12 protein-coding genes are annotated in these 13,485 nt (G+C 68.2%); 4 read left to right on the top strand and 8 right to left on the bottom strand.

The window, feature by feature from the left end:
* Positions 1–5: 5 nt before the first annotated feature.
* From AC5RW2_RS07165 to AC5RW2_RS07140, 6 genes are all read right to left on the bottom strand, one after another.
* A complete protein-coding gene (locus AC5RW2_RS07165) occupies positions 6–584 on the bottom strand; it encodes an HIT family protein (protein ID WP_493999836.1) in 579 nt (192 codons plus the stop codon).
* 2 nt (positions 585–586) lie between these two features.
* A complete protein-coding gene (gene thrS, locus AC5RW2_RS07160; RefSeq protein WP_493999837.1) occupies positions 587–2,599 on the bottom strand; it encodes a threonine--tRNA ligase in 2,013 nt (670 codons plus the stop codon).
* A 156-nt stretch (positions 2,600–2,755) separates the two neighbouring features.
* Positions 2,756–6,349: a DNA polymerase III subunit alpha gene (locus tag AC5RW2_RS07155; protein WP_494073863.1), complete on the bottom strand. Its 3,594-nt coding sequence runs from the start codon at positions 6,347–6,349 to the stop codon at positions 2,756–2,758.
* A 99-nt stretch (positions 6,350–6,448) separates the two neighbouring features.
* Positions 6,449–6,763 carry a DUF6504 family protein gene (locus AC5RW2_RS07150; RefSeq protein ID WP_493977563.1) on the bottom strand — a complete coding sequence of 105 codons (315 nt, stop codon included), beginning with the start codon at positions 6,761–6,763 and terminating at the stop codon, positions 6,449–6,451.
* A 261-nt stretch (positions 6,764–7,024) separates the two neighbouring features.
* Positions 7,025–7,459 carry an SRPBCC domain-containing protein gene (locus tag AC5RW2_RS07145; RefSeq protein ID WP_494073862.1) on the bottom strand — a complete coding sequence of 145 codons (435 nt, stop codon included), beginning with the start codon at positions 7,457–7,459 and terminating at the stop codon, positions 7,025–7,027.
* A 140-nt stretch (positions 7,460–7,599) separates the two neighbouring features.
* Positions 7,600–8,307: an SOS response-associated peptidase gene (locus AC5RW2_RS07140; protein WP_494073861.1), complete on the bottom strand. Its 708-nt coding sequence runs from the start codon at positions 8,305–8,307 to the stop codon at positions 7,600–7,602.
* A 168-nt stretch (positions 8,308–8,475) separates the two neighbouring features.
* Between AC5RW2_RS07140 and AC5RW2_RS07135 the strand changes: the two genes are divergently transcribed.
* From AC5RW2_RS07135 to AC5RW2_RS07125, 3 genes are all read left to right on the top strand, one after another.
* Complete coding sequence (locus tag AC5RW2_RS07135) at positions 8,476–8,733, top strand: glutaredoxin domain-containing protein (protein ID WP_127512700.1); 258 nt, start codon at positions 8,476–8,478, stop codon at positions 8,731–8,733.
* Positions 8,734–8,897: 164 nt separating this feature from the next.
* Complete coding sequence (locus tag AC5RW2_RS07130; RefSeq protein ID WP_493999841.1) at positions 8,898–9,986, top strand: S-(hydroxymethyl)mycothiol dehydrogenase; 1,089 nt, start codon at positions 8,898–8,900, stop codon at positions 9,984–9,986.
* Positions 9,983–10,612 carry an MBL fold metallo-hydrolase gene (locus AC5RW2_RS07125; protein ID WP_494073860.1) on the top strand — a complete coding sequence of 210 codons (630 nt, stop codon included), beginning with the start codon at positions 9,983–9,985 and terminating at the stop codon, positions 10,610–10,612. The genes AC5RW2_RS07130 and AC5RW2_RS07125 overlap by 4 nt, the downstream gene beginning before the upstream one ends.
* Before the next feature lie 141 nt (positions 10,613–10,753).
* Here AC5RW2_RS07125 and moaA read toward each other — a convergent pair whose 3' ends face one another.
* Together moaA and AC5RW2_RS07115 are read right to left on the bottom strand one after the other, a co-directional pair.
* Complete coding sequence (gene moaA / locus AC5RW2_RS07120; protein WP_494073859.1) at positions 10,754–11,863, bottom strand: GTP 3',8-cyclase MoaA; 1,110 nt, start codon at positions 11,861–11,863, stop codon at positions 10,754–10,756.
* 59 nt (positions 11,864–11,922) lie between these two features.
* The gene (locus AC5RW2_RS07115) at positions 11,923–12,702 is read right to left on the bottom strand and encodes a lipoate--protein ligase family protein (RefSeq protein ID WP_494073890.1); all 780 of its coding nucleotides are present in this window, start codon (positions 12,700–12,702) and stop codon (positions 11,923–11,925) included.
* Between the two features lie 152 nt (positions 12,703–12,854).
* On the opposite strand from AC5RW2_RS07115, the gene AC5RW2_RS07110 reads away from it, so the two are divergent.
* Positions 12,855–13,478 carry a uridine kinase family protein gene (locus tag AC5RW2_RS07110; protein ID WP_494023005.1) on the top strand — a complete coding sequence of 208 codons (624 nt, stop codon included), beginning with the start codon at positions 12,855–12,857 and terminating at the stop codon, positions 13,476–13,478.
* The last annotated feature ends 7 nt before the right edge of the window (positions 13,479–13,485 follow it).

The raw sequence follows: 13,485 nt of genomic DNA, 5'->3' as shown, positions 1-13,485 counted from the left end.
CCGCGCTACCGTGCCGGCCAGGCTTGGGATACCTGCTTGCGGACCTCGTCCAGGGTCTCGGTGATCGCCTTGGTCTGGGCAATGATCGGGAAGAAGTTCCCGTCGCCGCCCCACCGGGGCACCACGTGCTGGTGCAGGTGCGCCGCCACCCCGGCGCCCCCGGCTTCGCCCTGGTTCATGCCCAGGTTGAAGCCGCTGGGGTTGGCCACCTTCCGCAGGACCCGCATCGCCGTCTGGGTCAGCTCGGCGAACTCGGCCGTCTCCTCCGCGGTGATGTCGGTGTAGTCGGGCACGTGGCGGTACGGGCAGACCAGCAGGTGCCCGGGGTTGTACGGAAACAGGTTGAGCACCACGTAGGCGAACTCGCCGCGGTGGACGATCAGCGATTCCTCGTCGGGGCGGGCCGGAGCCACGCAAAATGGGCACTCGTCCTTGTTCTTGAACTGGCCCTGGCCGCCCTTGACGTAGGCCATGCGGTGCGGCGTCCAGAGCCGCTGGAAGGCATCCGGCACGCCGGGCAGCTCAAAGCCGTCCGTCACCTCGTCGCCGGTCCGGTCGGTCATGGCTTCGGTCGTCTCGGCCATCGTCAGTTGCCGCGCCTGGCGGCGGCCTGCACGATCCGGGACACGGCCTCGTCCACCGGGATGCCGTTGTCCTGGCTGCCGTCGCGGAAGCGGAAGGAGACGGCTCCGGCCTCGGCGTCCTCGCCGCCGGCGATCAGCACGAACGGAACCTTGTCCTTGCTGGCGGTCCGGATCTTCTTCGGGAAGCGGTCCGAACCCAGGTCGGCCTCGGCGCGGATGCCCTGGGCGCGCAGCTTGGCCACGATCTCCAGCATGTAGTCGTTGAACGCCTCCGCCACCGGGATGCCGACGACCTGGACCGGGGCGAGCCATGCCGGGAAGGCGCCGGCGTAGTGTTCGATCAGCAGGCCCATGAAGCGCTCTACCGACCCGAACAGGGCGCGGTGGATCATGACCGGGCGCTGGCGGCTGCCGTCTGCTGCCTGGTATTCGAGTTCGAACCGTTCGGGCAGGTTAAAGTCCAGCTGGATGGTGGACATCTGCCAGCTGCGGCCGATCGCGTCGCGGGCCTGTACCGAAATCTTGGGGCCGTAGAAGGCCGCTCCACCCGGGTCCGGCACCAGTTCCAGGCCGGATGCTTCGGCGACCTCGGCCAGGGTGCGGGTGGCCTCGTCCCAGACCTCATCGGCGCCGACGTACTTCTCCGGGTCCTTGGTGGAGAGCTCCAGGAAGAAATCGTCGAGCCCGTAGTCCTTGAGCAAGTCCAGCACGAAGTTGAGCGTGGTGGTGAGCTCGTCCTTCATCTGCTCGCGGGTGCAGTAGATATGGGCGTCGTCCTGGGTCATGCCGCGCACGCGGGTCAGGCCGTGGACCACGCCGGACTTTTCGTAGCGGTAGACGGAGCCGAATTCGAACATCCGGAGCGGCAGCTCGCGGTAGGACCGGCCGCGCGAGCGGAAAATCAGGTTGTGCATCGGGCAGTTCATCGGCTTCAGGTAGTAGTCCTGGCCGGGCTTGACGACCTCGTTGGTTTCGGGGTCGCGGGTCTCGTCCACATGCATGGGAGGGAACATCCCGTCCCGGTACCAGTCCAGGTGGCCGGAGACCTCGTACAGGTTGCTCTTGGTGATGTGCGGGGTGTAGACGAATTCGTAGCCCGCCTCGGTGTGCCGCTGCCGCGAGTAGTCCTCCATCGCCTTGCGGACGATGCCGCCCTTCGGGTGGAAGACGGGCAGGCCGGAGCCGAGTTCATCCGGGAAGGAGAACAGGTCCAGTTCGGCGCCCACCCGGCGGTGGTCGCGGCGCTCCGCCTCGGCCAGCCGCTCCTGGTAGGCCTTCAGGTCTTCCTTGGTGGGCCAGGCGGTGCCGTAGATGCGCTGCAGCTGCTTGTTCTTTTCGTTGCCCCGCCAGTAGGCGGCGGCCGAGCGGGTCAGCGCATAGGCGTTGGAAATCAGCTTGGTGTTGGGCAGGTGCGGCCCGCGGCAGAGGTCCTTCCAGACCACTTCGCCGCTCTTGGCGTCAACGTTGTCGTAGATGGTCAGTTCGCCGGCGCCCACTTCGATGCTGGCGCCCTCGCCGGCCTCGTCGGAGTGGCCCTTGAGCCCGATCAGCTCTTCCTTGTACGGCTCCCCCGCCATCTCGGCGAGCGCTTCGGTCTCGGAGACGGTGCGGCGGACGAAGCGCTGGTTGGAGTTGACGATCTTGAGCATCATCTTCTCCAGCTGCTTCAGGTCCTCCGGGGTGAAGGGCTCATCGACGTCGAAGTCGAAGTAGAAACCGTCGGTGATGTACGGGCCGATCCCGAGCTTGGAGTCCTTCCGCAGCTGCTGGACCGCCTGGGCCATGACGTGCGCGGTGGAGTGGCGCAGCACGTTGAGCCCGTCGGGAGAGTCGATGGTCACGGCTTCGACCTTGGCCCCGGCCGGGATCGGCTGGTCCAGGTCCTTCAGTTCGCCGTCGACGCGGACGACGACGACCTCCCGCCGGGCGCCGTAAAGGTCGGCTCCCGTCGTGCCCTCGGTCACCTGGTTCTCTTCGCCGTCGACGATGAGGGTGATGTTCTGGGGCGCTGACACAGAGGTCTCCTTATGGTGGATGTAAGCCGTTACTGCAGCGACATACTTGGGCGCTGCAAGCCTCTACGATCGTATCCGCTGACGCGAAGCCCGACCAACACCGCCGCGGCGGGGCTGCGCGCCCGCTGGAGCCGGCGAGCCGCCTCTGGCCGCGCATCATCCTGCCCGGTTCCCGTGGCTACCGGCCAGCCAGGACCCGGCCGGAACGCGGTGATCCAGTCCTTCGGCGGCCATGCGGCGGGCAAGTTCGCCAGTTCCAAGCTTTTCCTGGCGGGCGGCGTCCCTGCCGGCCGCCGGTGTTGCCGGCCCTCGTCCTGCCGCCGGTGTTGCCGGCCCCCGTCCTGCAGCGGCCCCGGAAGGAACAGGGTGCCCCGGCAGCGGCAGGCTGGCGGTGTCCGAAAGGTCCCACGCCTCCAGCGCCTGCAGCCCGATTCCCCTGGGGCCGGTCCGCCGGGTGAGGCCGCGGATGAGCAGCATCTCGGTGCCGAACAGCAACGGGCCGGAGCGTTCCTGGGCTTCCTGGAAGAAGGTGGCGTCCACGCAGCCGGTGCCGTCGTCCACGCTGATGAAAACCACCCGACGGCCGCCGCGCATGGGCGGTGTCTGGGTGGCCACACGGATGCCGGCCACCATTACTTCGCTCCCGTTGCGCATCTGCAGCAGGTCCTTGGCCTGGGTGACTCCGAGTTGGGCCAGCAGCGGAGCGTAGCTCTCCATCAGGTGGGAGCTGGCGTCGATCGAGAGCAGATCCAGTTCGGTGCGCACCTTGTCCACCGTGGTCGGTTCCGGGAAGACCGGAACCAGATGGCGCAGCTCCAAGTCCCCCAGCGGTAGGGACAGCTGGCCCTCGGTGGGCTGGTAGCGCTGGGGAACCGGGCGGGTGTCCGGCTGGTCCAGATGGTAGACCAAATCCGTCCGGCTGGCCGCCCGGCCGCCGCGTTGGCCGGTCCGGCGGTTCAGTTCGTCGAAGGCGCCCAGCTGGGCCAGGCGTTTGAGCGCGGGTTTGCCGACCTTGGCCCGCGCGCGCAGGTCGGCCAGCGATTCGTACGGCTGGCCGGCGACGATGCGTTTGAGCTCGGCCGCCGAGAGCCCGTAGATGCCGGTCAGGCTCAGCCGGATCCCCAGCTTTTCGCCGCTGCCGGAGGGAACGCGTTCCACCTGGTAGCGGTCGGTGCTGCGGTTGATGTCCAGCGGCAGGATCGGGATGCCCAGCCGCCGCGCTTCGGCCACCAGCAGGCGCAGCGGGTACATTCCCGGATCGTGCTGCCACAACCCGGCCAGGAACGCCTCGGGGTGGTGGGCCTTCAGCCAGGCCGTCTGGTAGGTGGGCACCGCGAAGGCGGCCCCGTGGGCTTTGCAGAAGCCAAAGCTGCCGAAGGACTTCAGCGTGCCCCACACCGTCTCGACCACCTCCGGCGGATACCCCCGGTCCAGCGAGGCGTTGCGGAAGTATTCCTCCACCGCGGGTTCGGCTTCCTCGTTGCCCAGCAGCCGGCGGAATTCGTCCGCCTTGGCCAGTCCGCAACCGGTGAATACGTCGAAGGTCCGCAGGACCTGTTCGTGGAAGATCGTGACGCCGTGGGTTTCCTTGAGGACCGGAATCAAATCGGGGTGCGGGAAGCGCTCCGGCGCCCAGCCATGGCGGTGTTCCAGGAACGGCCGGACCATATCCGATTGCATCGGCCCCGGACGAAACAGCGAAATGTCGATAATCAGGTCGTTGAAGTCCCGCGGGGCCATCTTGCCCACCAGCTCGCGCTGGCCCGGCGATTCAATCTGGAAGCATCCCAGGGTGTGGGTGCTGCGGATCAGCTCATAGGTCGGCTCGTCGTCCAGCGGGACCTGTTCCAGGTTGATGGTCCCGTCCGCGGCAATGTAGTCGGGCCCGGTTCCGTCCTCGCCCACCGGATGCCGGCCGGCTGCCGTCACGGCGTCCTTGCCCGGATGTATGCGGGCTATTTCCTTGAGCGCGTAGGCGATGGAACTCTGCATCCGCACGCCCAGCACGTCCAGCTTGAGCATGCCCATCGGGTCCATGTCGTGTTTGTCGAACTGGCTCATCGGCAGACCCAGCCCGCTTGGCTGGGTAGGGGTGCGGTCCAACAGCGAGCTGTCGCCCAGGATCACGCCGCAGGGGTGCATGGAGATATGCCGGGGCAGCCGGTCCAGCCGTTCGGTCAAATCCACCAGCAGGTCCAGCTGCTGGTCCTGCTCCACCTGGGCGGAAAACGCGCGCAGCTCCGGCTTCTCCGCCATAGCCTCACGGAACTGGCGCGCGGAGAACCGCCAGAGCTGTTTGGCGATGCCCGAAATCTCCTCCTCCGGCAGGCCCAGCGCCAAGCCGGCGTCGCGGACCGCCCCGCGGGCACGGTAACCGTTCTGCATGCTCATCAGGGTGACCCGCTGGCTGCCGAAACGGTCGAAGATTTTTTGGTAGACGTTGTGCCGCTCTGCACTTTCCACATCGATGTCGATGTCCGGCAGGGTGGAACGGTCCTGGGAGAGGAAGCGCTCGAAGATCAGCCCGTGGTCCAGGGGGTTCACGTGGCTGATGTAGAGCAGATAGTTCACCAGGCTCGAGGCACCCGACCCCCGGGCCGCGGCGCGCACGCCCATCCCGGTGATCATGCGCGACACTTCGGCCACCGTCAGGAAGTAGGAGGCGAAGCCCAGCCGCGAGATGATGCCCAGCTCATGGGCCAGCCGGTCCCGCAGTTCCTTCTCCGCCCGTCCGGACATTCCGCCAAACCGTTCGGCGATGCCGGTTTCGCAGCGCTGGACCAGCTCGGCCACGGGATCCCCGTCGATCCCGATGACGGAGGCTTCGGGGACCACCGGGCGCTTGAACCCCATGTCCCGGTAAGGATCCATGCGGCACCGGTCGGCCACCGCTTCCGTCGTGGCCAGCAGGCGAATGACGTCCTTGCTTCCGCCGCCGGCTGCCTGCACGATTTCCCGCGCCAGGGCCTGCATCCGGTCGGGGGATTTCAACCAGCCCTGGGCGCTCGGCTGCAGATCCGGCAGCTTGGACAAGGCTGTCAGCGCCCTCGCCGAGTCCAGCACATCTGCAGTGGCGGCGCCGTCCTCTTCGCAGTAGCGCACGGCGTTGGTCAGCACTGCGGGAAGATTCAACTCCCCGGCCAGGTTAAGCATCCGCACCGCGTGGGCGGTACTGAGATTCTCCCCCGGGGCACTCAGGTGGGAGACAATTTCCACTGCGAGCGCCCCGGCCGGCAGTCCGCTGCGCCAGCGTCCGGCCAGCCGGCGGGCTTCGGCGTAGCTACGGCGGCGCAGCGCCTGTCCGACGTCGGAAAAAGGACCCACCAGCACCGTCAGGGCCGGTCCGCCGTCCGGAATGCCCGCATGCCGGGCGAGTTGATCCACCGTCACGCCGGGCGTCCGGCGGCTGGCGGAACGCCCGCGGGCAGCCGTGCCGGCGTGGGCTTCCGAGACCAGGCGGCAGAGCGCATGGTAACCGCTGCCCTGGTTCCCGCCATGGGCCAGCACCACAACGCGGCCGGTGTCCCGACCGCCGCCGTCTTGGACGGCCAGGTCCACGCCGACTATCGGATCCATCCCCGTCGCCAGGCATGCCTTCAGGTGCTTGACCGTGCCGTAGAGACCGTCCCGGTCGGTGCAGGCCAAGGCGTCGGCTCCGAAGGAAGCGGCCGCAGCGGCCAGTTCCTCCGGCCAGGAGACACCGTAGTGGGCACTGTACGCCGTGGATACGTGCAGGTGGGTAAAGCTCATGGACATTCCAAACAACGGTCGGGTCTCGGGATCGGCATCCGGCGGACTGCCGGGGCGAACCGGGGGCTGACAGAAAGGCCGGCGGGTACCGTGGTGCGGTCAGGCGCTCAGCTCCCGGACGGCATCATGGACGCGGATCAGGCGCCAGCGTCCGGTATCCACCTGATGGGAAAGGTCCAGGGTGCGGATCTGCGACCGGCCGTTCAGCCGCGCCTGCACCCGCCAGATCTCATGGTCCACCAGTCCCGCGCCCCGGCCCCGTTCCGCACGCAGTTCCTCCGCCCACCATTTGCGGCGTTCGTACCAACGCACCGGTTCCGCGACGATGCGGTAGCTCCTGCCCTGCCAGCGCAGCCGGAGCGGCTGTCCGGCAGGGGAACACACAACGTCAACTGCTTCGCTGAAAACACCCATGTCCCAGTCGCCTTTCATCTGGACAACGGGTCATAATCCCCGGCGAGCGCCCCTGCCAACACGCCCGCCGAAGAACTTGACCCTCTTATTCTATTCGAATATGTATTCGAATCCAAGATCAAGCCTAGGTTCGGGCACTGACAAAATCGGGCCTCCCGCCGACGTCGGCTCAGCGCGCGGCCGCACTGCGGCTAAGTGCAGCAGCACGGCCTACCGTGCAGGTAGGACGGCCAGGTGCGTGCCGTGCGGCGGCCAAGGAGCCTAGCCGTCGTGCTCGGCGAGGTACTTCACGTCGCCGACCAGCTTGTCCCACATCAGCTTGGAGTGTTCCGCCGCCTCGGCGGTCTCGTTGTTGTCCTGCGACAGCGTGAACTCCGTGCCGCCCGGAACTTCCTCCAGCGTCCAGACGAGACGGTGGTAGTTCTCGGGCAAGTCCTCCCGGCCGGACAGCGGGCTGAAATGCGTGACGACCAGCCGCCGTCCGGGTTCGAACTCCAGCACCTGGCCCTTGTCCTCGTACGCCTCGCCCTCCCACTCGCCCCGCCAACGGATGGGCCCGCCAACGCTCCAATCGGTCTGCACGTCGGTGCCGAACATGAATCCCCTGATGGCCTCGGGGTCCGTGATCACGGACCAGACACGGTCCGGCGGCGCCGCAATGGTCGCCGTCGAACTGGCCACGTACCGTCCGGACATTGGCTTCCTCCCCTGGTTCCCGCCGTGGCGCCGCGGGTGCGGCTACTCCATCCCAGCTTCCGGCAGCCGGGGCCGGCGCACAATGGCTGCGGGGACACCGCTCAGGGAACGATCCCCGCTTCCGGGCCGCCCGACGGCGCTCATGCTGCCTCGTCGATGAGGTCGGGCCCGTTGTTGCGCACGTTGTTCACCTTCGAACTGACCCGCCGCGGGACAAGATGCGGTTCGGGCATGGCCTCCAGCAGCTGCCGCACGTCGGCCTCGGATGTTGTTTCCGGATCCAGCCAGTCCGCATAGAGGCCGGGCGGAACGATCAGCGGTGTCCGGTCATGGATATGCCCGAGCGCATCGGCCGCCTGGGTGGTGATGATGGTGCAGGTGCGCAGCCACTTCTCCGGGTGGTCTTCGGGCAGGGCCGGGTCGGGCCAGTTCTCGAACAAAGCCGCGAAAGCCAGCGCCTCGTCGCCTGCGCCGTGCAGGTAGGTCGGGATCTTGCCGTCCTCGGTCTTCTGCCATTCGAAATACCCGTCGGCAACAAGCAATCCGCGCTTCCTGGCCGCCGCCTTTCGGAACGAGGGTTTCTCCGTCACGGTCTCCATCCGCGCGTTGATCAGGCGGGCGCCGGAGCGGGGGTCCTTGGCCCACGGCGGCACGAGGCCCCACCGCGCCAGGATGAGTTTCCTGGACACTCCCTCGCCGTCGGCCTGCTTGCGGTCGATGATCAAGGGGACCTCGTCGGTCGGAGCCACGTTGTAGGAAGGCTGGATCTCTTCGACATAGGACTCATCGACGTCGAAGGAAGCCACCAGGTCGCCGGTGCTCCGGGCCATGACGTATCTGCCGCACATGCCTCCATTATGGTCCAGCCGCGCGGCGGAAGCCCGGCGCGCGGCCCGAAACGGCCTCGCACCCCGGCGGTACTCCCCGCCCGGCAGCCGCCGCGGCCGGCGCCGGGAATGACCGCGCCCGGTGCGACGTTGACATGTACACAAGCTTTCAGACCAGAAGGAGCCATCTTGGATTACACACCTGCTGCCGGAACCGTCACCATGTTCTCCACCACCTGGTGCGGGTACTGCCGCCGCCTGAAGACCCAGTTCGATGCGCAGGGCATCGGCTACACCGAGATTAATATCGAAGAGGTCCCCGGCACCGCGGAGCTCGTCGAGAAGCTCAACGACGGAAACCAGACGGTTCCCACCCTGCTCTTCCCGGATGGCAGCAGCGCCACGAACCCGCCGCTCTCCCTGGTCAAGGAACGCCTGGGCGTCTAGCAGCGGCAGGCTCCACCGGCGGAATCCGGACCGCGGGCCACGGGGCGCCGCAGTTTCCATAACAATCGTTTTGGAAATTGTGGCGCCCCTGTTTTGTTCCTAGGATGGGGCAGGACGGCCGACGACGGCCTCGCCAGACTTCGCTAGGAAGGAATCACTCCCGCATGGTTCACAAGGTTCGGGCAGTAGTGGCCCTGGAAAAGAATGCTCCGGTCTCCATCGAAACCATCCTGGTTCCCGATCCGGGCCCGGGCGAGGCGCTGGTGGACATCCTCACCTGCGGCGTCTGCCATACCGATCTGCACTACAAGCAGGGCGGGATCAACGACGACTTCCCGTTCCTGCTCGGCCACGAAGCCACCGGCGTGGTCAGCGCCGTCGGCCCCGACGTGACCGATCTTGAGCCCGGCGACCGCGTCATCCTGAACTGGCGCGCAGTGTGCGGCGAGTGCCGGGCCTGCCGGCGCGGTGAAGCCCAGTACTGCTTCAACACGCACAACGCCACCCAGAAGATGACCCTCGAGGACGGCACCGAGCTCTCCCCCGCCCTGGGCATCGGTGCCTTTGCCGAGAAGACCCTGGTGGCCGCCGGCCAGTGCACCAAGGTGGACGACGACGTCGACCCGGCGGCGGTCGGACTGCTCGGCTGCGGCGTCATGGCCGGCATCGGCGCGGCGATCAACACCGGCGAGGTCAAGCGCGGCGAATCCGTGGCCGTGATCGGCTGCGGCGGCGTGGGCATCGCCGCCATCGCCGGCGCCAAGCTGGCCGGCGCCACCACGATCATCGCCGTCGACATCGATGACAACAAGGTGGAGCTGGCCAAGTCGCTGGGTGCCACGCACGGGATCAACTCGAAGCAACAGGACCCGGTGGAGGCCATCCGGGCGCTCACCGGCGGCAACGGCGCCGACGTCGTGATTGAAGCGGTTGGACGTCCGGAAACCTACAAGCAGGCGTTCTACGCCCGCGACCTGGCCGGGCGCGTGGTCCTGGTGGGAGTCCCCACGCCGGACATGAAGATCGAACTGCCGCTGCTGGACGTGTTCGGCCGCGGCGGCTCGCTGAAGTCCTCCTGGTACGGCGATTGCCTGCCGTCCCGCGACTTCCCGATGCTGGTCAGCCACTACAAGCAGGGCAACCTGGACCTGGACGCCTTCGTCACCGAGCGGATCAAGCTCGACGAGGTTGAGGCCGCGTTCGACAAGATGCACGAGGGCAAGGTGCTGCGTTCGGTGGTGGAGGTCGCATGAGCGCCGCAATCGAAAACCTGGTCACCTCGGGCACGTTCTCGCTGGACGGCGGCACCTGGGACGTGGACAACAATGTGTGGATCGTCGGCGACGCCACCGAGGTCATCGTCATCGACCCGGCACATGATCCGCAGGCCATTGCCAACGCCGTCGGCTCCCGGACGGTGAAGGCCATCCTGCTCACGCACGGTCACGACGACCACATCCGCGCCGTCGGTGAATTCCGGGACCTGGTGAAGGCACCGGTTTACCTGCACGACGCCGACCGGATGCTCTGGGACGCCGTCTTCCCGGACAGCGCACCCGACCACGCGATCGAGGACGGCGACACCTTCGAGATCGCGGGGGCGCGGCTGCAGGCCATCCACACTCCGGGCCACTCCCCCGGATCGGTCTGCTTCCACCTGGCATCGCAGAACGTGCTGTTCAGCGGGGACACGTTGTTCAACGGCGGTCCGGGAGCCACCGGCCGCAGCTATTCCAGCTTCGAAACGATCATCGAGTCGATCAAGGGCAGGCTGCTGACGCTGCCGGCCGAGACCACGGTGAAGACCGGTCACGGCGATTCCACCAGCATCGGCGCCGAAGCGCCGCAGCTCGACGAGTGGATTGCCCGCGGCCACTGAGTAAGTCCGGGCCCAGTCCCGCACCGCCCGCGCCCGACCGTATTCCGGTTCGGGTGCGGGCGGTGTGCTGTCCGGGGCCGGATCCGGCTTGCCGGCGGTGGCGCCATCGGTTCCACGCGCGGCTGCGGTGCGGCCGACCGATCAGCCGCCGATGTAGTGCATCTCGACCCTTTGCCCTGGCCAACCGGTGGCCGGGGGCGCCTCGCGCGGCGCCGGACCGGTCTCGTTTCCGGCGGCCACGCCCGCGGTCTCGGCGCTGCGCAGTTCCGAGTAGCGGTCCGAGCGGCCCCGCCAGACGCCGGACAGCACGCGCGTCAGTTCGCCGTCGTCCGCGCCGCCGCGCAGCAGGGCGCGCAGATCCGTTCCGCCGGTGCCGAACAGGCAGGTGAACAGCTTCCCGTCGGTGCTCAGCCGGGCGCGGGTGCAGCCGTGGCAGAACGCCTGCGTGACGCTGGAGATGGTCCCGATTTCGCCGCCGCCGTCGCGGTACCTGAAGCGTGTGGCCGTCTCGCCGGGGTACCGGGGTGCCAGCGGTTCCAGGGGCAGGTCGGCATCGATCCGCCGCACGATCTCAGCCGACGGGACGACCTGCGCCAGGTTCCAGCCGTTGGTCGTGCCCACGTCCATGTACTCGATGAACCGGACGATGTGGGGTGTGCCGTGGAAGTGGCGCGCCATGGCCGGGACGCCGCCGTCGTTCTGGCCGCGCTTGACCACCATGTTGACCTTGACCGGGCCCAGCCCGACCGCGGCCGCGGCCTCGATGGCCTCCAGCACCGCGGCGACGGGATAGTCGACGTCGTTCATTGCGCGGAAGGTGGCGTCGTCAACCGAATCCAGCGAGACGGTCACCCGGGACAGCCCGGCCGCCTTGAGCGCCTCGGCCTTGCGGGCCAGCGCCGAGCCGTTGGTCGTCATCGCCAGGTCCAGCGGACGGCCTTCGGGCGTGCGGAGCCCGGCCAGCCCGGCGACCAGGTCCTCGATTCCCCGCCGCAGCAGCGGTTCGCCGCCGGTCAGCCGCAGCTTCTCCACCCCTTCGGCGGCGGCGATCCGGGCCACCCGGACGATTTCGTCGAAGGTCAGCAGCTGGTCCTTGGGCAGGAACACGAAGTCGCGGCCGAACACTTCCCTGGGCATGCAGTACACGCAGCGGAAGTTGCACCGGTCGGTGACGGAGATCCGCAGATCCCGCAGGGGCCGGCCCAGTGCGTCGTCGAGGGTATCCGGACCGTGCTGCGCTGGCCCGTCCATGGTGTGCCTCCGCTGCCGGGACTCGAAGTCCCCTCCAGACTAGGCGGGCCGGGCGTCGACTACAACGGGGCCGGTTCCGGGACCTGCACGCGGGCCAGCAGGTCGGGAAACGCCCCGTCCGCCACGTCGGCGTAGCCGGCGTACGCCGCCCGCAGCGCCCGCTCCACCGAGCCCACGCCGAGGCCGGGCAGCAGGTCCTCGGCCGCGCCGGCCGTTGCCGGATCCCAGTCCAGGCCGAGTGCGTCGTAACTGGCCGTGAGGACCTCGCGCAGCGGTGCCGCATCCTCCACCACCACGACGGAGGAAAACAGCCAGGCACCGGCCACGACCCGCTGCGCGGTGCCCACCAGCTTGATCCGGCGCAGGGGCTCGACCGGGTACGCGCCGTGGATGCTGAACTCGCCCGGGCAGTACTCCCCCGGGATTTCGCCCACGCCGACCTGCAGCCCGGTGGCCCGCAAGCCGCCGGCGATCAGCTCCCCGAACCGGCCGAAACGCTTTTTCGCGCCGGCAATGGCATCGGCCAGCGGTTCCACATGGTCCAGCACCAGGCAGCCTTCGTGGTAGGCCGCGGCGCGGCCGCCCGCCTTGCGCACCAGCGGTTCGAATCCACGTTCGCGGCAGCGGCGGGCCGCCTCCGGAAAGCCGGGCAGATGCGCGTCCCGCTGCCCGAACGCCACCGTCGGTGCCGGACGGTACACGCGCATGGTAGGGCCGAGCCGTCCCTGCTTGGCCGCGGCCAGCAATGCCAGACCAAACTGCAGGTCCGCCTCCGCGCCGAACGACTCCGGCTGGCGGACCCAGTCGAGCCCGCCAGGGCCCTGCGCCGACTGCTCCAAAGTGATGCCTGCTTCCTGAACCTGCTGATCCGCGCCGCCGGTCGCGGCGGATGCCCCTGCCATTTTACGGCCCGGGGCCATAAAGTGCCGTCCGCGCCGGGGCCGGGCATTCGAGGACCTTGTCACCGTGCCGGACACGGAATAATAGCCATGTGACTTCTCCCCAAACACCGCTCGTGCTGCTCGGCGGCGTCTCCGGCTCCGGTAAGTCCTACCTGGCAGCGCGGTTCGGCCGTCCGCATGTGGAGCTCGACGCGTTTTACCGGGAGATCAGCGAGCACACCGGCGCGTCCCCCATGCCGCTCACCCCGTACGGGGAAATCGACTGGGACCATGCCGACACCTGGAACAGCGGCGCCGCGGCCGGCGCCATAATGGACCTGCTGGAGACCGGCAGCACCCGGATCCCCAACTACTCCATCGCCACCTCCAGCTACAGCGGGCACCGCACCGTGGAACTCTCGGAGGGGCCGGTGATTGCCGAGGGGATCTTCGCCGACGCCGTGCTCGGTCGGCTGCGCGGCCTCGGGGCGGAGGTTGACCCCGTCTTCATCAGGGTCTCCCCCATCACGACGGCGGTGCGCCGCCTGGTGCGCGACCTGCGGGAGCACCGCAAGCCACTGCCGTTCCTGCTCAAGCGGGGCTGGGCAATCTTCCGTTCCGAGCGCGCCGTGCGCGACCGTTATGTGGCGGCGGGATTTCGCCCTGTCGCCAAGCGGCAGGTGAAGAGGGAGCTGGCCGCCCTGCGCCGGACACCGGCCGCCCAGCGGAAGTAGCGCCCGG

The organism is Arthrobacter sp. B0316-1-20 (genome assembly GCF_059091865.1).
This window is presented reverse-complemented; position numbering and strand designations above follow the sequence as displayed.